Origin of the sequence: Ottowia sp. (genome assembly GCF_035444425.1) — a bacterium.
Classification (GTDB): domain Bacteria; phylum Pseudomonadota; class Gammaproteobacteria; order Burkholderiales; family Burkholderiaceae_C; genus Ottowia.
The window spans coordinates 1-19,035 of sequence record NZ_DAOMOQ010000014.1 but is presented as its reverse complement, the minus strand read 5'-3'; the positions used below and the strand labels follow the sequence as shown (position 1 = coordinate 19,035).

Here is a 19,035-nt window from a genome sequence, read left to right as displayed (position 1 = left end):
GCTCGGGCGCATCCCACTGCCGTTTCTAGGGTGACCCGGGTTCAGCCGCCCAGGTAGGCCTTGCGCACGGCGTCGTTCTTCAGCAGGTTGGCGCCGGTGTCTTCCAGCACCAGGCGGCCGTTCTCCAGCACGTAGCCGCGGTCGGCGATCTGCAACGCGCGGTTGGCGTTCTGCTCGACCAGGAATACCGTCACGCCCTCGTCGCGGATCGACTGGATGATCTCGAAGATCTGCGCGATGACCAGCGGCGCCAGGCCCAGCGTCGGTTCGTCCAGCAGCAGCAGGCGCGGCTTGCTCATCAGCGCGCGGCCGATCGCCAGCATCTGCTGCTCGCCGCCCGAGAGCGTGCCGGCGCGCTGCGTCGCGCGCTCGCGCAGGCGTGGGAACAGCGCGAACACGTGCTCGATGCCCTCAGCGATCTGCGCCGTGTCGAGAAAGAAGCCGCCCATCTGCAGGTTCTCGGTCACCGTCAGCTGCGGGAACACGCGCCGTCCCTCGGGCGAGACGGCAATGCCCTTGCGCATGATCAGGTGCGAGGGCATCAGGGTCACGTCCTGGCCTTCCAGGATCACGCGGCCGCTGCTGGCGCGCGGGTTGCCGCACACGGTCATCAGCAGCGAGGTCTTGCCGGCGCCGTTGGAGCCGATCAGCGACACGATCTCGCCGGTGTCGACATGCAGGCTGACCTTGTCCACCGCGCAGACGGCGCCGTAGTGGGTGCTCAGGTCCTTCACCTCCAGCATGACCGCCATCATTCTTCTCCCAGGTAGGCCTTGATCACGCGCGGGTCCTGGCGGATCGCCTCGGGCTGATCCAGGGCGATCGGGCGGCCGTGCTCCATCACCAGGATGCGCTCGGACACACCCATCACCAGGCTCATGTCGTGCTCGATCAGCAGCACCGCCAGGTCGTGCCGGTCGCGCAGCCGCCGGATCATGTCCTGCAGGTCGCGTTTTTCCTGCGGGTTCAGGCCGGCGGCTGGCTCGTCGAGCATCAGCACGCGCGGTTCGGTGACCATGCAGCGCGCGATCTCCAGCCGGCGCTGGTGGCCGTAGGCCAGGGTGCCGGCCTCGCGGTTGACGAACTCACGCAGTTCCATGTCATCGAGCCAGCGCAGCGCGCGGTCGAGCGCCTTCTGCTCGCTCTCACGGTAGCTGCGCGTGGCGAACAGGCCCGCCGGCAGCGAGGTACGCAGGTGCCGGTGCTGGGCCACCAGCAGGTTCTCCAGCACCGTCATGTTCTTGAACAGGCGCACGTTCTGGAAGGTGCGCACCACGCCGTGCCGGGCCACGACGTGGCTGCCCAGGCCAGCCAGATCGCGCCCCTGCAGGCGGATGCGGCCGGTGGTGGGGCGATAAAAGCCGCTGATGCAGTTGAACACCGTCGTCTTGCCGGCGCCGTTGGGGCCGATGATGGCGAAGATCTCGCGCTCGCGGACGCTGAAGCCGATGCCGTCGACGGCCAACAGGCCGCCGAAGCGCATGTTCAGGTCCTCGACCTGCAGGAAGTTGTCGTCGCCGGCGGCCATCACTCGATCTCCACCTGGTGCCGTTTCATGGGCAGCAGGCCCTGCGGGCGCCACACCATCATCACGATCATCACCAGGCCGAACACCAGCATGCGGTACTCGGCGAACTCGCGCGCCAACTCGGGCAGCACAGTGAGCAAGATGGCCGCCAGGATGACACCCATCTGCGAGCCCATGCCGCCGAGCACCACGATCGCCAGGATCAGCGCCGACTCGATGAAGGTGAAGGACTCGGGGTTGACGATGCCCTGGCGCGCGGCAAAGAAGGCGCCGCCGAAGCCGGCGAACATGGCGCCCAGCGTGAACGCCGACAGCTTGATCGTCATCGGGTTCAGGCCGAGCGAGCGGCAGGCGATCTCGTCCTCGCGCAGCGCCTCCCAGGCGCGGCCGATCGGCATGCGGATCAGCCGGTTGGAGATCCACAGCGTCAGCCCCGCCAGCACCAGCGCCATCAGGTACAGCAGGATCACCATGTGCAGCGAGTTGAACTCGAGCCCGAAGAACTGATGGAAGGTGGTGGCGCCCTCGGTGCTGGCGTTGCGCGTCATCTCGAGGCCGAACAGGGTCGGCTTCGGGATGCCCGAGATGCCGTCCGGCCCGCCGGTGTAGTCGGTCAGGTTGACCAGCAGCAGGCGGATGATCTCGCCGAAGCCCAGCGTCACGATGGCCAGGTAGTCGCCGCGCAGGCGCAGCACCGGAAAGCCCAGCACGTAGCCGAACAGCGCCGATACCGCGCCGGCCAGCGGCAGCGCCTCCCAGAAGCCCCAGCCGGCCCAGTGGTAGAGCATGGCGTAGGTGTAGGCGCCGGTGGCGTAGAAGCCGACGAAGCCCAGGTCCAGCAGGCCGGCAAAGCCGACCACGATGTTCAGGCCGAGGCCGAGCATGACGTAGATCAGCGCCAGCGTGGCGATGTCGACCGCGTTGCGGCCGGCCATGAAGGGCCAGGTGACGGCAACGATCATGGTCAGCGCCAGCAGTACGTTGCGCCGGCGCGCCGACACCGTGGGCAGCTCCGGCCAGGGGATGCGGCGCGTGCCGCCGAGGCCGGCCAGCCAGGGGCGCAGCAGTTGCACCGTGAACACCGCCAGGCAGGCCCAGGCGACCTTGTCCCAGTGCGGCTCCAGCACGGTGCGCACGCCGGCGCGCTCAAGCCGCAGACCGAAGATGGGGATCACCAGCAGCGCCGTCAGTACGCTGGCCATGATGGCCTGGGTCAGGCTCTGGCGCCAGTCGGGACGCGCACGGAGGGAGGTGGCGGCGGCGCTCATCAGACTTTCTCCACCTCGGGCTTGCCGAGCAGGCCGCTGGGGCGCACCAGCAGCACCAGCACCAGCACGACGAAGGCCACGATGTCCTTGTACTCGGACGAGATGTAGGCGGCCGCCAGCGTCTCGGCCACGCCCAGCAGCACGCCGCCCAGCATGGCGCCCGGGATCGATCCGATGCCGCCCAGCACCGCCGCCGTGAAGGCCTTGATGCCGGCAATGAAGCCGATGAACGGGTTGAGCTTGCCCACCGCCAGCGCGATCAGCACACCGCCGACGGCCGCCAGCATGGCGCCCAGCACGAAGGTGAAAGAGATCACGCGGTTGGTGTCGATGCCCAGCAGGCTGGCCATGTGCATGTCCTGTGAGCAGGCGCGCGAGGCCCGGCCCATGCGCGAACCGCGGATGTACAGCGTCAGCAGCACCATCAGCACCGTGGTGACCACGATCACCAGCACGCGCGAATAGGGCACGAAGATCTCGAAGCCGCCGTCGCCACCGAAGCGGAACGCGCCCGGGATCAGCGAGGGCACCGCCATGTCGCGCGCGCCCTGGCCCAGCGCGACCCAGTTCTGCAGGAAGATCGACATGCCGATGGCCGAGATCAGCGGCACCAGGCGCGGGCTGTTGCGCAGCGGCCGGTAGGCCAGCTGGTCGACCGCGTAGCCGTAGGCGCCGGTCACCAGCACCGCCATCAGCAGCATCAATGAGATCACCAGCCAGATCGGCAGCCCGCTCTGCACGCCGATGGCCGACAGCGTGACCAGGCCGACGTAGCCGCCGATCATGTAGATCTCGCCGTGGGCGAAGTTGATCATGCCGATGATGCCGTACACCATCGTGTAGCCGATCGCGATCAGCGCATAGATCGCACCCAGCGACAGGCCGTTGAACAGCTGCTGGATCAGTTGGGCCAGGAAGTCGGACATGCGCAGCCTCTCGATGAACGCGGGAATCGCGAGGCCGTGCGGGCCCCGCAACGGACGGCACCCCGGGGTCTGCCCCGGACTTGGACGGGGAAAAGACGCCGGGGCGCGCGATCAGGCCTCTGGGGAGCGGGTGTGCCTTACTTGACGACCGACTTGCTGCCGTCCTTGTGCCACTCGAACACCTGGAACTCGAACGACTTCAGGTCGCCTTTGGCATCCCAGGAGATGTTGCCCAGCGGAGTGTCGAAGCTGGTCTTGTGCAGGTGGTCGGCCACCTTCTTCGGGTCGTCGCCGACGGCCTTGATGCTGTCCAGGATCACCTGGGTGGCGGCATAGGCGGTGAGCTGGAACGCTCCCGAGGGATCGCGCTTCTTGTCCTTGAAGGCCTTCACCACGGCGGCGTTCTTCGGGTTGGCGGCGAAGTCGGCCGGCAGCGTCAGCAGCATGCCCTCGACGGCCGGGCCGGCAATGGCGTTGATCTCCGGGTTGCCCACGCCCTCGGGCCCCATCATCTTGACCTTCAGGCCCTGCTCGCCGGCCTGGCGCAGCAGCAGTCCCATCTCGGGGTGGTAGCCGCCGTAGTAGACGAAGTCCGCGCCCGCGCTCTTGAGCTTGGTGATGACGGCCGAGTAGTCGCTGTCGCCGGCGTTGATGCCCTCGAACAGCGTCACGTCGACGCCGGCCTTCTTCAGGTCGTCGCGCACGGCGGCGGCAATGCCCTGGCCGTAGGACTGCTTGTCGTGCAGCACGGCGACCTTCTTGGGCTTGATCTTGCTGGTGATGAACTTGGCGGCCGAGGGGCCCTGCTGGTCGTCGCGGCCGATGGTGCGGAAGATGTAGTGGTAGTTCTTGCCGTCGGTCAGGTTGGGCGAGGTGGCCGAGGGGGTCACCACCACCACGCCCTCGTTGTTGTAGATCGGCGCGGCGGCGATCGACGCGCCCGAACACACCGGGCCGACCACGTAGTGGATCTTGTCGTTGACCACGCGGTTGGCGGCCACCGGGCCCTGCTTGGGCTCGCAGGCGTCGTCCACGGTGACGACCTCGATCTTCTTGCCATTCACGCCGCCGGCGGCGTTGGCCAGCTCGACCGCCGTGTTCACGCCTTCCTTGATCATGTCACCATACTGCGTCAGCGGGCCGGTGGCCGGGATGACGGTGGCGATCTTGATCTGGGCGTGGGCGCTGGTGAAGGCCAGCAGGCCGGCGACGCCCAGGGCGGCGGCAACGTTCTTCATGCGGAAAGCCGTTTTCATCATGTCCCTCTCATTCAATCGATTCAGAAAACAGGCATCGGCACGCTGATGAAAGAGCAGCGCCATGGCGCGCGGCCGGCCTGGCTGGGAACCACGAGTCTACCGGCTTAGCGCCCCCGGGCGGAATCACGCAATCCCGATTGGGTCAATGGCGGGGCGGGGCGGGGCAGGCGGGCGGCACCGCTGCCGGCGCGTTGGGATAATCGGGGCCTTCATGTCCCAGCCAGCTTCCGGCGCGCTCCAGCCGACGATCGAGTTTCCCCCCGACCTGCCCGTATCGGCGCGCCGCGCCGATATCGAGGCGGCGCTGCGCAGCCACCAGGTGGTGGTGGTCTGCGGCGAGACCGGCTCGGGCAAGACCACGCAACTGCCCAAGATCGCACTGGCCATGGGGCGCGGGCGCATGAACGCCCCGCCAGGGCAGCGCGGCCGGCTGATCGGCCACACGCAGCCGCGCCGCATCGCCGCCACCAGCGTGGCCCGGCGCATCGCGGACGAGCTGAAGACGCCGCTGGGCGAAGTGGTCGGCTACAAGGTGCGCTTCAACGACCGCCTGTCGGCCGGCGCCAGCATCAAGCTGATGACCGACGGCATCCTGCTGGCCGAAACGCAGACCGATCCGCTGCTGAAGAACTACGACACGCTGATCATCGACGAGGCGCACGAGCGCAGCCTGAACATCGACTTCCTGCTTGGCTACCTGAAGCAGATCCTGCCCAGGCGACCGGACCTGAAGCTGATCGTGACCTCGGCCACCATCGACGCCGACCGCTTCGCGCAGCACTTCGCGATGCCGAGGCGCCCCGCCGCCGGGCCGCCCCAAGGCGGGGCAGCCCCCTCGGGGGGCAGCGCAACAGGCGAAGCCGTGGAGCGTGGGGGCCTCGTTCCAGCACCGGTCCTGCTGGTGTCGGGGCGCATGTACCCGGTCGAGCAGCGCTGGCGGCCGTTCGAGGAAAGCCGCGATCACGACCTGAACGACGCCATCGCCGAGGCGGTGGATGAAGTATGGACGGGTCGTCCTGCCGGTGACATCCTGATCTTCCTGCCGGGCGAACGCGAGATCCGCGACGCCGCCGAGCATCTGCGCGGCCACCTGGCGCGCAGCCCGCTGACGCGCGGCGCCGAAGTGCTGCCCCTGTTCGCGCGCCTGAGCCAGGCCGAGCAGGACCGCGTGTTCGACACCCACGGCGCACCGCGCATCGTCATCGCCACCAACGTGGCCGAGACCTCGCTCACGGTGCCGGGCATCAAGTACGTCATCGACCCGGGCACGGCGCGCGTCAAGCGCTACAGCTACCGCAGCAAGGTGGAGCAGCTGCTGGTCGAGCCGGTGAGCCAGGCCGCGGCCAACCAGCGAGCCGGGCGCTGCGGGCGTGTCAGCGACGGCATCTGCATCCGGCTGTACGACGAGAAGGACTTCGCCGGCCGACCGCGCTTCACCGACCCGGAGATCCTGCGCTCCTCGCTGGCGGCGGTGATCCTGCGCATGAAGAGCCTGCACCTGGGCGGCGAGGGCGGGCGGGTGGGGGATTTTCCCTTTCTCGACGCGCCGTCCGGCCGGGCCATCGCCGACGGCATCCAACTGCTGCAGGAGCTGGGTGCGATGGACGAGGCGCAGGCGCTCACTGCCCTGGGCCACGAGCTGTCCCGCCTGCCGCTGGATCCGCGCGTCGGGCGCATGATCCTGGCGGCGCGCGAGCGCGGCGCGCTGCGCGAGGTGCTGGTCATCGCCGCCGCCCTCAGCGTGCAGGACGTGCGCGACCGGCCGCTGGAGCAACAGGCGCAGGCCGACCAGGCGCACGCCAAGTTCGACGACGAGAAGAGCGAGTTCTCGGGCTATCTGCGGCTGTGGAAGTGGCTGCACGATGCGCGCGGGGGGCAAGTCGTCCGTACGCGGCGCGAAATGGCGGCAGCCGAGGGCAAGGGCGCAGTCAGGAAGTCTGCCAACCTGGTCGCGTTGCCCGCAGCGCAGCGTGCCGCGCTGGCGATGGAGGCAGCGCGCAAGGCGCTGGGCGGGTCGGCTGCCGCGCCAGCGGTCGCTGACCAGCCGACCCACAAGCTCAGCAACCGTCAGTGGGAGAACCTGCTGCGCCAGAACTTCATCAGCGTGCGCCGCGTGCGCGAATGGCGCGACATCCACACGCAGTTGCACACCGTCGTCGCCGAGCACGGGTGGATGGAAAACGCACGCGGCCCGGCGCCGGGCCGCCCCAAGCCGGGCTCGGCCCCCTCGGGGGGCAGCGCAGACGCGCAGCGCGGAGCGTGGGGGCATGTTTCCGCTGGCTACGAGGCGTTGCACAAGTCCCTGCTCGCCGGTCTGCTGGGCAACGTGGGCCACAAGCTGGAGAGCGACGACGCCGCCAGCGGCGAATACCTGGGCGCGCGCGGCATCAAGTTCCACCGCCATCCCGGTGCGCACCTGAGCAAGCGACCCGGCAGGTGGATCGTCGCCGCCGAACTGGTGGAGACCACGCGGCTGTTCGGCCGCGGCATCGCGACCATCGAGCCGCAGTGGCTGGAGGAGGTCGGTGGCCACCTCTTGAAGAAGCAGTTGCTGGAGCCGCACTGGGAAAAGAAGGCGCAGGACGTGGTTGCCCTGGAGCGCGCCACGCTGTACGGGCTGGTGGTCTACAGCGGCCGGCGCCGGAGCTACGGCGCGGTCGACCCGCAGGCCGCGCGCGAGATCTTCATCCGCGAGGCGCTGGTGAACAGCGAGTGGCCGGACGACTGGACGCGCCGCCTGCCGTTCCTGCAAGCGAACCAGCGGGCGATCGCCAAGGTCGAGGAACTCGAGCACAAGAGCCGGCGCCAGGACGTGCTGGTCGACGACGAGCTGATCTATGCCTTCTACGACAGCCAGATCCCGGCCGGCATCAGCAACGGCCGCGACTTCGAGCGCTGGTGGCGCGAAGCCAGCCAGGCGAACCCGAAGCTGCTGCAGCTGACGCGCGAGGAGCTGATGCGCCACGAGGCGGCGGGCATCACCAGCGCCGCTTTCCCGAAGATGATCCGCCTGGGTGGCGTCGACTGCGCCGCCAGCTACCTGCATGAACCGGGCGATGCCAAGGACGGCCTCACCGTCACCGTGCCGCTGTTCGTGCTGAACCAGGTCAGCGAGGCGCGCTGCGAATGGCTGGTGCCGGGCATGCTGAAGCCCAAGATCCAGGCGCTGCTGAAAAGCCTGCCACAGCGGCCGCGCAGCCGCTTCGTGCCGCTGCCCGAGAGCGCGGCGCGGCTGAACGAGGTGCTGGGCACACCGGAAGCCTTCGGCCACGGCAGCCTGACCGATGCGCTGCTCAAACTGGTGCGCGAGGCCACCGGCCTGGATGTCAGGCGCACCGACTTCAAGCTCGACATGCTGCCGGCGCACCTGTTCATGAACTTCCGCGTGGTTGACGAGCATGGCCGCCAGCGCGGGCAGGGGCGCAACCTGGCGGCGCTGAAGGCCGAACTGGGCGGCGAGGCGCGCGGCGCGTTCCAGGCGCTGGCGGGCCTGAAAGTGGCCAAGGTGGAGATCGCCGCGCCCCCGGCGGGTTCGGGTCGAGAAGCGCCTTCCGCACCCGCCGCCCAGGCGCAGGCAGCCATCAAGAAAAGCGAGGGCACGACGGCATCCGCCGACACCCACCACACCACTTGGGACTTCGGTGAGCTCCCCGAGCTGATGGAAATCCGCCGCAAGGGGCAGACGCTGATCGGTTTTCCGGCTCTGATCGACGCCGGCGACGCCGTCACTATCGAGGTTTTCGACGAACCCGAACTCGCCGCGGCAAAGCACCGCGTTGGCCTGCGCCGCCTGTTCGCGTTGCAGCTCAGGGACGCGCTCAAGTACCTCGAAAAGAACGTGCCTGACTTGCAGAAGATGTCGGTCGCCTACATGCCGCTCGGCACGGCCGAAGAGCTGCGCCAGCAGATCATCGACGTCGCGCTGGAGCGCGCCTTCCTTGTCGAGCCGCTGCCGATGAACGAGGCCGAATTCAGGCAACGCATGGAAGAAGGCCGCGCCCGCCTGACCCTGATCGCCAACGAGATCGCGCGCCTGGCCGGCGTGATCCTCGGCGAATACGCCAGCGCGGCGCGCAAGATCAAGGACACGCGGAACTCGGCCGACGCCACTCGGGACGCGAGCGAGCAGTTGCAGCGCCTGATGCCGAAGAACTTCCTCGCTGCGACGCCGTGGTCCGCGCTGCAGCACTTCCCGCGCTACCTCAAGGCCATCGTGCTGCGGCTCGACAAGCTGCGCGCCGACCCGGCGCGCGACGCCCAGCGCATGGCCGAGGTGCGCACGCAGGACCAGCGCTTCTGGCGTCTGGTGGCCGAGCGCAAGGGCCAGCAGGACGCGCGTCTGCAGGAGCTGCGCTGGCTGCTGGAGGAACTGCGCGTGAGCTTCTTCGCGCAGGAGCTGCGCACGCCGCAACCGGTGAGCATCAAGCGGCTGGACAAGGTGTGGGCGCAGGTGCAGGGCTAGGTTCGACGGCTGGGCTCGGCGCCGACCCATAATCAGCCCGGTTTCGTTTCCCCGCATCCACCTTGATCAACCGGAGAACCACCGTGAGCAACGACACCAAGCCGACTCAGGCCGCACCCCAGGTCGAGGACCTGAAAACCCTGCTGAGCTACCAGCCACAGGCCATCGTCAGCCGCATGCTGGTCAAGAACAGCGGCGGCAGCGTGACGCTGTTCGCCTTCGAGGGCGGCGAAGGCCTGAGCGAACACACGGCGCCGTTCGATGCCCTGGTGATCGGGGTGGAGGGTTCGGCCGACATCATGGTGGCCGGCCAGCACTACCAGGTGGCAGAAGGCCAGTCGCTGCTGATGCCGGCCAACATCCCGCACGCGGTGCACCCGCAGGGCCGCTTCAAGATGCTGCTGGTGATGATCAAGGAAGTGAAGAACTGAGGCTGCGGGGCGGGGCACCGGGGCGCTACTGCGCCTCCAGCACCTCCATCAGTTCCTGCTCGATCGCCAGCTGCGTCTTGCTGTGCTGCAGCGACGCGCCCTGCAGCAGGAACACGTCCTCGACGCGTTCGCCCAGGGTGGTGATCTTGGCCAGTTCGAGGTCGATGTGGTGCGCCGCCAGCACGCGGGCGATGCCGTAGAGCAGGCCCAGGCGGTCGCTGGCGGTCACGCTCAGCACCCAGCGCTGGCCTTTCTCGTCCGGCCGCAGATCGATGCGCGGTGCCACCGGGAAGTTGCGCACCCGGCGTGACACACGGCCCAGGCGCGGTGCCGGCAGCGGCCCCTGGCTTTCGATGGCATTGGGCAGCTCGGCCTCGACCATGAGGACGAATTCCCGAGAATCCTCCTCCGGCACCAGCTGGCTGACGACCTGGAAGGTGTCGAGCGCGTAGCCCTTGCGCGTGGTGTGGATCTTGGCGTCGAGGATCGAGAAGCCGGCGCGGTCGAAGTAGCCGCAGATGCGCGCGAACAGGTCCGGCCGGTCGTGCACGTAGACCATCACCTGCAGGCCTTCGCCGACCGGCGACAGGCGCGCGCGCACCAGGGCCTGCTCGGGCGCGGCGGCGCCGGCTTGCACATGGCCGGCCAGCTGCTCGGCATGCCAGGCGATGTCGCCGGCGTCATGCCGCATGAAGTAGCTGACATCGAGCGTGGCCCACAGCGCCGGGGGCGCGTGCGCCGGCTCGGCGCCGTTCGCCATCCTGGCCAGCTGCTTGAGCGCGGCGCGCTTGCGCGACTCGATCAGCGCGTTGGCGTCGGGTGCACGTCCGCCCAGCGCGCGCACGGTAAGCTTGTACAGGTCTTCCAGCAGCTTGCCCTTCCAGGCGTTCCAGACCTTGGGGCTGGTGCCGCGCACGTCGGCCACCGTGAGCAGGTAGAGCGCGGTGAGTCGGCGCTCGTTGCCGACGCGCTGCGCGAAGGCGGCGATCACCTCGGGATCGCTCAGGTCCTCGGTCTGCGCAATGCGGCTCATGGCCAGGTGCTCGCGCACCAGGAACTCGATCAGGTCGGCATCCTGCCGCTGGATGCCGTGCTGGCGGCAGAAACGCTGCACCTCGTGCGCGCCCAGGTCTGAATGGTCGCCACCACGGCCCTTGGCGATGTCGTGGAACAGCGCGGCCACGTACAACAGCCACGGCTTGTCCCAGCCGGCCGCCAGCTGCGAGCAGAACGGGTATTCGTGCGCGTGCTCGGCGATGAAGAAGCGCCGCATGTTGCGCAGCACCATCAGGATGTGCTGGTCCACCGTGTAGACGTGGAACAGATCGTGCTGCATCTGGCCGACGATGCGGCGGAACGCCCACAGGTAGCGCCCCAGCACCGAGGTCTGGTTCATCAGCCGGAACGCGTGCGTGATGCCCTGCGGCTGCTGCAGGATGGCCAGGAAGGTCTTGCGGTTGACCGGGTCGTCGCGAAAGTTCCGGTCCATCAGCTTGCGGGCGTTGTAGAGCGCGCGCAGGGTGCGTACCGACAGGCCCTTGATGCTGGGCGTCTGCGCGTACAGCAGAAAGGTCTCGAGGATGGCCTGCGGCGTGCGCTGGTACAGGTCGTCGCTGGCGACCTCGATCATGCCGTCCTTGTCGAAAAAGCGCTTGTTGATGCGGCGCAGGTTCGGCTCGGGCTCGCCGCGCTTGCGGCGCAGGTGCTCCTCAATGCTTTGCAGCAGCAGCTGGTTGAGCTGGGTCACCGCCTTGGCGGCCCAGTAGTACTGGCGCATCAGCAGTTCGCTGGCGCGGGTGACGATGCGGCCGTCACCATCCAGCCGGTGCTTGAAGCGCAGCGACTCGGCCACCGTGTTCTGCAGGTCGAACACCAACCGGTCCTCGCGCCGGCCGGCGACCAGGTGCAGCCGGGTGCGGATCAGTGCCAGCACGGCCTCGTTGTGGCGCAGCTGGCGCAGCTCGTGCGCCGTCACCAGGCCGGCGCTGCGCAGGTCCTGCCAACGGTCGCCGATGCCGGCGGCGCGGGCGGTCCACAGGATCACCTGCAGGTCGCGCAGGCCGCCGGGCGACTCCTTGCAATTCGGCTCAAGCGCGTAGGGCGTGTCCTCGTACTTGATGTGGCGCTGGCGCATCTCCAGCCGCTTGGCGGTGAAGAAATCCAGCGGGTCCAGCACGGCCGTGTAGCAGCGCCGGAATTCCCTGAACAGTGCGCGGCTGCCGGTGATCAGGCGCGCCTCCAGCAAGGCGGTCTGCACGCTGACGTCGTTGCGCGCCACGCTCAGGCAGTCGTTCACGGTGCGGACGCTGGAGCCGATCTCCAGCCCGCTGTCCCAGCAGGCGCTGATGAAGCCCTCGATGCGCTGGCGCAGTGCGGTGTCGACCGCCGGGTTGGCTCCGGCCGGCAGCAGCACCAGCACGTCGACGTCGGAATACGGGTACAGCTCGCCGCGCCCGTAGCCGCCCACCGCCAGCAGCGCGCAATCGGCGTCGAAGCCGGCCTGGGCCCACAGTCCGCGCAGGGCTTCATCGACCAGCAGCGTCAGGCGCCTGAGGCCGGCACGCGCACCGCGCAGGCCGGCATGGCTGCGCCGCAACGCCTGCAGCAACTGCTGCTTGCGGGCGCGGAAATCATCCGCCGGCAGCGCAGCGGCAGGCGTGTCGACGTCGGCGTGCATCGCTGGGAAGCGCCGCTTCAGGGGCCGCGTCAGGCGGCGGCGCGCTCCATGCCCTTGACGAAGTCGGGGATCGCCGGGCTGCCGCTTGATAGCGTCAGCACCTCGTAGCCGCTCGGCGTCACCAGCACGGTGTGCTCCCACTGCGCCGACAGGCTGCGGTCCTTGGTGACGATGGTCCAGCCATCGGGCATTTCCTTGATGTCGCGCCGCCCGATGTTGATCATCGGCTCGATGGTGAAGGTCATGCCCGGCAGCAGTTCCTCGCCGGTGCCCGGCTTGCCGTAGTGCAGCACCTGTGGATCCTCGTGAAAGCGCTGGCCGATGCCGTGGCCGCAGAACTCGCGCACCACCGACAGGCCGTGGCCCTCGACGAACTTCTGGATCGCGTGGCCGATGTCGCCCAGCCGCGCGCCCGGGCGCACCTGCTCGATGCCCAGCCACATGGCATCGAAGGTCAGCGCGCACAGGCGCCTGGCGGCGATCGACACCTCGCCGATCTCGAACATGCGGCTGTTGTCGCCGTACCAGCCGTCCTCGGTGATGACGGTGACGTCGACGTTGACGATGTCGCCTTTCTTCAGCGGCTTGTCGGCCGGAATGCCGTGGCAGACCACGTGGTTGACCGAGGTGCAGACGTGGCCGGGGTAGGGCGGATAGCCCGGCGGCTGGTAGCCCACGGTGGCCGAGCGCGTGCCCTGCGCCGCCATCGCCGCGGCACTCAGGCGATCGATCTCCAGTGTGGTGATGCCCGGCTTGATGTGCGGCGTGATGCTGTCCAGCACTTCCGACGCCAGGCGGCAGGCCTCGCGCATGCCTGCAATGCCGGCCTCGTCCTTGATGGTGATGGTCATGGCGGCAAATTATCCCATCGGGTGTTCAGCCCTGCTGGGCCGTCGGCGATAGCCGTTGCACCGCCTCCGCCAGCGCCACCACCGAGCGCGGCGCGCTGCCCTCGGCCTTGTTGTTGATCGTGACGTAGGCACTGTGGCCGCCGCCGGTGGTGCCGGCGATGACCCGGGCCAGCGCGGCGCGCGTGTGCGGGTCGGGGTCGACCAGCTGGTCGAAAGGTTCGTAGCTGCGCTTGGCGGCTTCGTAGCCGTGCGCGCCATGCTGGCGGTGCAGGTTCCAGCGGCACACCAGCGGGCCCGGCCAGAGCGCCCGCAGTAACGGCGACTGCTGCTCGATCGGCGGCATCCTGGCGTGCAGGCCGAGGCAGTAGGTCACTGCATTGTGCGTGCGCGCGGCACGCAGCGCCCGGGCCAGCAGCGGCGCATGCTCGGCCGACAGGAACGCCGCATCGCGCAGCTCGACAGCCAGCACACCATCGGGCGCCTGCGGCTGCAAGGCCGGCAGCGCGGCCAGCAGGGCGCCGATGCGCTCGATCACGGCGGGCAGATCGGCCAGCAACGAGCGGGGCAGGGGGCTGATCTGGAACACCAGCGCGCCGACGCGCGTACCCAGCCCTTGCAGCGCGGGTTCGACGAACTCGCGCCAGGCCAGCTCATGGCTCAGAAAGGCCGGATTGGGTTCCATGCCGCGGCCATCCTCGGCGCGCACCCAGGCGTCCGTCACCAGCGCCGGCGCCTTGACGACGAAGCGGAAGTCCGCCGGCACCTGCGTGGCATAGCGTGCGTACTGGCTGGCGGTGAGCGGTCGATAGAACACACGGTCCAGGCTGACGCTGCGCAGCAGCGGATGCCGGGCGTAGGCCGTGAGGCCATCCTTGGACAGTCTACCTTCAGCGTAGTCACCGTCCCAGACCAGGCCGTTCCAGCCGGGGAAATTCCAGGACGAGGTGCCCAGGTGCAGGCGTGGCGGCAGTGCGCCGGCGAGCGCGATCAGCCCGGGCAAGGGCGCAACCGCCTGCACGCCCTTTGCCTGCTCGCGCGTGCGGCGGGGCAGCGAGTCGCGGGCGCCATTCGGCCCGGCCTCCGGCGCTGGCGGCGCCGATTCGAACAGACCCGCCTGGTCACTGTGCGGCGAAACCACGGCTGCTCCACATGCTTGTTCTGCGTCCTGTCGCGTCCTGGTGCGAAATCCTGGTGTCCTCTGCGTCCGGCTGCTTGCAGCCGATCGCTCCGACAGCATAGGCGCTCCGCCTCGCGCATGGCCTGCGCTACCATGCTGCGCATCATGTACCTGCCACCCCAGTTCGCCAGCCAGGACCCACGGCTTGCTGCACGGCTGATGCGCGAGCACCCTTTCGCCAGCCTGATCACGCTGGACGACGACGGCCAGCCTTTCGTTACGCAACTGCCGCTGCACCTGGTGGAAGAGGACGGCGGGTTCACGCTGCTCGGGCACGTGGCGCGACCCAACCCGCAATGGCGCCAGCTGCAGGCCAGGCCGCGCGCCACGGTGACCTTCCTCGGCCCGCACGCCTACATGTCGCCGCGCGTGTACCCGGACCTGGCGCGCGTGCCGACCTGGAACTACCTCGCGGTGCACTGCAGCGTCAGCGCACGGCTGCTGGCGCACGAGGACGAGGCCGGCAAGGATCGCTTGCTGAAATGCCTGATCGGCGACCACGAACCCGCCTATGCTGAGCAATGGCGCGGCATCGACCCCGAACTACAGCACAAGCTGCTGGCCGGCATCGTCGCCTTCGAACTGAAGGTCGACGACTGGCAGTGCAAGCTCAAGCTGAACCAGCACCGCAAGGAATCGCACGCGGCCATGCACGCCAGCTACGCCGGCGGCACGCTCGATGAGCGTGCGCTGGCAGCCTGGATGCAGACACTGGGCCTGGCGCCACCCAGCGCTTGATGCCGGGCCGTCGTCATGCGCGCATTGGGTCTGCTTGGTCTGCTGCTGGCGCTGATGATCGTCGGCTGGCTGGTGCAGCAGCAGCTTGGCGGCACCCGGTGGCCTGCCTCATCGCCCGCCGCATCCGGGGCGGCGTCGTCGCCCGGCAACGATGGGCCGGCGCCGCAGCGACAGATCCAGCAATTCAAGCGGCAACTGGACGAGGCCATGCAAGTCCGGCGTGAGTTGCCGGAGGACGCGAAATGAGCCGCGCCGCCGAAGCTCGCCGGCGCCACGCCACATGACGACGCCCGATCCATCCCAGGCCATCGGCCAGATCGTCGCCAGCGACACCGAAGCCATGCAGTGGGCGCTGGCCGAAGCCCGCGCCGCCGCTGCGGCCGGCGAGGTGCCAGTCGGCGCCGTGGTGGTGCGGGCGGGGCGCATCATCGCCAGCGGCCGCAACGCGCCGATCGGCACGCACGACCCGACCGCCCATGCTGAAATCGCCGCGCTGCGCATGGCGGCTGCCGCGCTGGGCAACTACCGGCTCGATGGCTGCGCGCTCTACGTGACGCTGGAGCCGTGCGCGATGTGCGCCGGCGCCATGCTGCACGCGCGGCTGGAGTGCGTGGTGTACGGCGCCGCCGACCCGCGCACCGGCGCGGCCGGTTCGGTCGTCGATCTGTTCGCCGACACACGCCTGAACCATCAGACGCGGGTTCAGGGCGGCGTGCTGGCGGATGCATGCGCGGCACTGCTGCGCGGATTCTTCGCGCCGCGCCGCGTCAACCCCAGTCCGCTGCGGGACGATGCGCTGCGCACCCCCGACAGCGCCTTCGCCGATCTGCCGGGCTATCCGTGGGCGCCCCACTATGTCAGCGACCTGCCGGCGCTCAATGGCCTGCGCCTGCACTACCTGGACGAGGGGCCGGTTGGCGCGCCGCGCACCTGGCTGTGCCTGCACGGCAACCCGAGCTGGAGCTATCTGTACCGGCACATGATCCCGGTGTTCCTGGCCGCCGGCGACCGCGTGGTGGCGCCGGACCTGATCGGTTTCGGCCGCAGTGACAAGCCCAAGAAGGAATCCGGGCACAGCTTTGGCTGGCATCGCCAGGTATTGCTGGAACTGGTCGAACGGCTGGACTTGCAACGCATCGTGCTCGTCGTGCAGGACTGGGGCGGCGTCCTGGGCCTGACGCTGCCGATAGGCGCGCCCACGCGCTACGCCAGCCTGCTGGTGATGAACACGCTGCTGGCCACCGGCAACACTCCGCTGCCGCCCGGCTTTATGGCCTGGCGCGAGTGGTGTGCCAAAAATGCCGCATACGACATCGGACAGCTGCTGGCACGCGGCAACCCGCAGCTCAGTGCGGCGGAATGCGCCGCCTACAGGGCGCCGTTTCCCGATGCCGGTCATCGCGCCGCCACGCGCGCGTTCCCGCGGCTGGTTCCTGAGCAGCCGGATGATGACGGGGCCGCGACATCCCGCGCCGCACGGGCGTTCTGGCGCGACCACTGGCAGGGGCGCAGCCTCATGGCCGTCGGCGTGCAGGACCCGGTCCTGGGCTGGCCGGTGATGGAACAGCTGCGCGCGGACATCCGGAATTGCCCGGAGCCGATCCGGGTGGAGCAGGGCGGTCACTTCGTCCCCGAGCAGGGCGCGGACATTGCCGAGCAGGCTGTGCGCCGTCTCTAGCCGGTTTGGGCAAGAATGGGGCCATCAGGAGGCATCAACCATGAAGCTGATCGACATATTCCAGGAAGAACACGTGCTGATCGACCAGGTGCTCGGCTCCTTGCGCACCTACGTCGACCGGCTCTGCGACGGCACGGCCGACCCGGATGACGGCAGGCGGTTCGCTGCATTCTTCACCCAGTTCGCCGGCCACTTCCATCACGACCGGGAGGAGCGCGTGTTCCTCGATGCGCTGGTGAAGGAGGCTGAACTGCCGGGCGACCGCGGTCCGGTGCGCGCCTTCCTGCGCGAGCATGCCGAGATGGAAGGCTGGATGCGCGAGCTGACGCCGTTGCTCGACCGCCAGCCGGAATCCGATGCCGATCGCGAGCAGCTTCGATCCATGGCGGTGCGCTACTCGCACGCGCTCTGGCGCCATATCGACGCGGAAAACTCGGTCCTGTTCGTGGAGGGGACCGAGCGGCTCCAGCGCAGCGGCATCCTCGAACTGCCGGATCGGCCGATGACCGATGCGGAAGCGGCTGCGCGCGACGGCGCTGCGGATCTGCCGGCCCGCTACCCGCCCCTGGAGGACAATGCGCTCACGCGCGGTGACGGTTGTTTCATGTGCCGAGCCCATGGCGAGACCTGCGACGGGCTCGAAGCCGAGTGGTGGACGGATCTCGAGTGGGAAGAGTTTCACCTGAGGTGAAGGCAGCGACTGACCCGCCGAACGCCCCGTTTCCCGGTCAAGCCCATGTCCCACATCTACGTTTATTCCCCTTCCGGCGCCGTGCGCGACCGTGCGGCGTTCCGGCGCGGTGTCAAGCGTCTGCAGGCGCTGGGGCACGAGGTCGAGATCGACCCGGCGGCCCTCACGACCCACCAGCGCTTCGCCGGCGACGATGCGACCCGGCTGGCGGCGATCGGGCGCGCGGCGGCCAGCGGCGCCGACGTGGCGCTGGTCACGCGCGGCGGCTACGGGCTGACCCGGCTGCTGCCCGAGCTGCCCTACCGCCAACTGGCTCGCGCGGCCGACAAGGGCATGCGCTTCGTCGGTTTGAGCGACTTCACCGTGCTGCAGCTGGCCTTGCTGGCCCGGACCGGCACCATCAGCTGGGCCGGCCCGGCGTTGCTGGAAGGCTTCGGCGCTGCCGACACCGCTGATGCAGCCGACGGCCACGGCGGCAAGCCCGGAGCTGCCACGCCGGACGAGATCATGCTGGCCTGTTTCGACGACATGGTGAGCGGAGCAGGCGAGGGCACCGGCTGGCGCCTGCCGGCGTCCGACCTCGCCGCCCTGGCGAACCGCAGCGGCTCGCTGGCACATCGCGCGCCCTTGTGGGGCGGCAACCTGACCATGGTGGTGTCGCTGCTCGGCACGCCCTGGTGGCCCGACGTGCGCGGCGGCGTGCTGTTCCTGGAGGACGTCGGCGAGCACCCGTACCGCATCGAACGCATGCTGGCGCAGTTGCTGCACGCCGGTGTGCTGGCGCAGCAGCGCGCCATCGTGCTCGGCCAGTTCACCGAATACCGCCTGGCGCCGCACGACCGCGGCTATTCGATGCGCAAGGTGTTCGAGTGGCTGCGCAGCCAGCTCAAGATCCCCGTGCTGACCGGCCTGCCATTCGGCCATGTGCCGACCAAGGTGCTGCTGCCGGTGGGCGCGAAGATCGATCTGCTGGTCGAAGGCCGGGATGCGCTGTTGTTGTGGGGACATCAGCATTGAAGCCAGTCGATGCGCTTTTGCGTGAGCGACATCGCCAGTGCAAGGACGTGAGGCATCAGGCAAGCGTCACGCGACGCGGACGCAAATATACAGCCAACCCCATAGCATTATTAACATAATACACATTGTATGAAGTAGCCTGGGCTTCAAAAAAGGGCTTGAGCCCTCGTTGCTTCACCTTGCTGCTTCACTCTTCAACCACTTCGTGATTCCTGGCTATTTTTCCTCGCTGAACTGCACACAAGCCCGAATCTAACTGCAAGTCGTGGTGTGTGTCTGAAGTTGGTCTTGACCCCATCCCACGGACAGGTATTGGCTTGATGCTCAAGCGT

15 protein-coding genes are annotated in these 19,035 nt (G+C 68.6%); 7 read left to right on the top strand and 8 right to left on the bottom strand.

Annotation, left to right across the window (positions count from 1 at the left end; all coding sequences use genetic code 11):
* Window positions 1-41: 41 nt before the first annotated feature.
* The 5 genes from PK606_RS07555 to PK606_RS07535 all read right to left on the bottom strand — a co-directional run bounded on the left by PK606_RS07555 (window position 42) and on the right by PK606_RS07535 (window position 4,978).
* Window positions 42-752: an ABC transporter ATP-binding protein gene (locus PK606_RS07555; RefSeq protein ID WP_324562370.1), complete on the bottom strand. Its 711-nt coding sequence runs from the start codon at window positions 750-752 to the stop codon at window positions 42-44.
* Complete coding sequence (gene livG / locus PK606_RS07550) at window positions 752-1,528, bottom strand: high-affinity branched-chain amino acid ABC transporter ATP-binding protein LivG (protein WP_324562368.1); 777 nt, start codon at window positions 1,526-1,528, stop codon at window positions 752-754. Before livG ends, PK606_RS07555 begins: the two co-directional genes overlap by 1 nt.
* Entirely contained in the window at window positions 1,528-2,796 is a 1,269-nt protein-coding gene (locus PK606_RS07545; protein ID WP_324562366.1) for a high-affinity branched-chain amino acid ABC transporter permease LivM, read from the bottom strand. The genes livG and PK606_RS07545 overlap by 1 nt, the downstream gene beginning before the upstream one ends.
* Window positions 2,796-3,722 (bottom strand): high-affinity branched-chain amino acid ABC transporter permease LivH, encoded by a 927-nt coding sequence (gene livH / locus PK606_RS07540; RefSeq protein ID WP_324562363.1) that lies wholly within the window; start codon window positions 3,720-3,722, stop codon window positions 2,796-2,798. The genes PK606_RS07545 and livH overlap by 1 nt, the downstream gene beginning before the upstream one ends.
* 137 nt (window positions 3,723-3,859) lie before the next feature.
* On the bottom strand, window positions 3,860-4,978 hold the full coding sequence (locus tag PK606_RS07535) for a branched-chain amino acid ABC transporter substrate-binding protein (RefSeq protein ID WP_324562478.1): 1,119 nt from the start codon (window positions 4,976-4,978) through the stop codon (window positions 3,860-3,862).
* A gap of 214 nt (window positions 4,979-5,192) precedes the next feature.
* Here PK606_RS07535 and hrpA point away from each other — a divergent pair, with 214 nt between their 5' ends.
* Both hrpA and PK606_RS07525 read left to right on the top strand, forming a co-directional pair.
* Complete coding sequence (hrpA, locus tag PK606_RS07530; RefSeq protein WP_324562361.1) at window positions 5,193-9,443, top strand: ATP-dependent RNA helicase HrpA; 4,251 nt, start codon at window positions 5,193-5,195, stop codon at window positions 9,441-9,443.
* 83 nt (window positions 9,444-9,526) lie between these two features.
* Window positions 9,527-9,874, top strand: a complete 348-nt coding sequence (locus PK606_RS07525) for a cupin domain-containing protein (protein ID WP_324562359.1) — start codon at window positions 9,527-9,529, stop codon at window positions 9,872-9,874.
* 25 nt (window positions 9,875-9,899) lie between these two features.
* Here PK606_RS07525 and PK606_RS07520 read toward each other — a convergent pair whose 3' ends face one another.
* The 3 genes from PK606_RS07520 to PK606_RS07510 are packed head-to-tail and all read right to left on the bottom strand — an operon-like array spanning window position 9,900 to window position 14,540.
* Complete coding sequence (locus PK606_RS07520; protein WP_324562357.1) at window positions 9,900-12,551, bottom strand: [protein-PII] uridylyltransferase; 2,652 nt, start codon at window positions 12,549-12,551, stop codon at window positions 9,900-9,902.
* A gap of 29 nt (window positions 12,552-12,580) precedes the next feature.
* On the bottom strand, window positions 12,581-13,402 hold the full coding sequence (gene map, locus PK606_RS07515) for a type I methionyl aminopeptidase (protein WP_324562355.1): 822 nt from the start codon (window positions 13,400-13,402) through the stop codon (window positions 12,581-12,583).
* Window positions 13,403-13,427: 25 nt separating this feature from the next.
* Complete coding sequence (locus tag PK606_RS07510) at window positions 13,428-14,540, bottom strand: DUF72 domain-containing protein (protein ID WP_324562353.1); 1,113 nt, start codon at window positions 14,538-14,540, stop codon at window positions 13,428-13,430.
* A gap of 144 nt (window positions 14,541-14,684) precedes the next feature.
* Here PK606_RS07510 and PK606_RS07505 point away from each other — a divergent pair, with 144 nt between their 5' ends.
* Genes PK606_RS07505 through PK606_RS07485 form a run of 5 tightly spaced genes read left to right on the top strand, consistent with a single transcriptional unit; the run spans window position 14,685 to window position 18,703 of the window.
* Window positions 14,685-15,317, top strand: coding sequence for an FMN-binding negative transcriptional regulator (locus PK606_RS07505; protein ID WP_324562351.1), 633 nt, complete (start codon window positions 14,685-14,687; stop codon window positions 15,315-15,317).
* Between the two features lie 15 nt (window positions 15,318-15,332).
* Complete coding sequence (locus PK606_RS07500) at window positions 15,333-15,563, top strand: hypothetical protein (protein ID WP_324562349.1); 231 nt, start codon at window positions 15,333-15,335, stop codon at window positions 15,561-15,563.
* A gap of 34 nt (window positions 15,564-15,597) precedes the next feature.
* The gene (gene tadA / locus PK606_RS07495) at window positions 15,598-16,995 is read left to right on the top strand and encodes a tRNA adenosine(34) deaminase TadA (protein WP_324562347.1); all 1,398 of its coding nucleotides are present in this window, start codon (window positions 15,598-15,600) and stop codon (window positions 16,993-16,995) included.
* A gap of 40 nt (window positions 16,996-17,035) precedes the next feature.
* Complete coding sequence (locus PK606_RS07490) at window positions 17,036-17,686, top strand: hemerythrin domain-containing protein (RefSeq protein ID WP_324562344.1); 651 nt, start codon at window positions 17,036-17,038, stop codon at window positions 17,684-17,686.
* Between the two features lie 45 nt (window positions 17,687-17,731).
* A complete protein-coding gene (locus tag PK606_RS07485; protein WP_324562342.1) occupies window positions 17,732-18,703 on the top strand; it encodes an LD-carboxypeptidase in 972 nt (323 codons plus the stop codon).
* Window positions 18,704-19,035: the final 332 nt, after the last annotated feature.

Coding starts and splice junctions, on each gene's coding strand:
- PK606_RS07555 (WP_324562370.1), bottom strand. CDS start 752: ATGGCGGTCATGCTGGAGGTGAAGGACCTGAGCACCCACTACGGCGCC.
- livG (WP_324562368.1), bottom strand. CDS start 1,528: ATGGCCGCCGGCGACGACAACTTCCTGCAGGTCGAGGACCTGAACATG.
- PK606_RS07545 (WP_324562366.1), bottom strand. CDS start 2,796: ATGAGCGCCGCCGCCACCTCCCTCCGTGCGCGTCCCGACTGGCGCCAG.
- livH (WP_324562363.1), bottom strand. CDS start 3,722: ATGTCCGACTTCCTGGCCCAACTGATCCAGCAGCTGTTCAACGGCCTG.
- PK606_RS07535 (WP_324562478.1), bottom strand. CDS start 4,978: ATGAAAACGGCTTTCCGCATGAAGAACGTTGCCGCCGCCCTGGGCGTC.
- hrpA (WP_324562361.1), top strand. CDS start 5,193: ATGTCCCAGCCAGCTTCCGGCGCGCTCCAGCCGACGATCGAGTTTCCC.
- PK606_RS07520 (WP_324562357.1), bottom strand. CDS start 12,551: ATGCACGCCGACGTCGACACGCCTGCCGCTGCGCTGCCGGCGGATGAT.
- map (WP_324562355.1), bottom strand. CDS start 13,402: ATGACCATCACCATCAAGGACGAGGCCGGCATTGCAGGCATGCGCGAG.
- PK606_RS07505 (WP_324562351.1), top strand. CDS start 14,685: ATGTACCTGCCACCCCAGTTCGCCAGCCAGGACCCACGGCTTGCTGCA.
- PK606_RS07500 (WP_324562349.1), top strand. CDS start 15,333: ATGCGCGCATTGGGTCTGCTTGGTCTGCTGCTGGCGCTGATGATCGTC.
- tadA (WP_324562347.1), top strand. CDS start 15,598: ATGACGACGCCCGATCCATCCCAGGCCATCGGCCAGATCGTCGCCAGC.
- PK606_RS07490 (WP_324562344.1), top strand. CDS start 17,036: ATGAAGCTGATCGACATATTCCAGGAAGAACACGTGCTGATCGACCAG.
- PK606_RS07485 (WP_324562342.1), top strand. CDS start 17,732: ATGTCCCACATCTACGTTTATTCCCCTTCCGGCGCCGTGCGCGACCGT.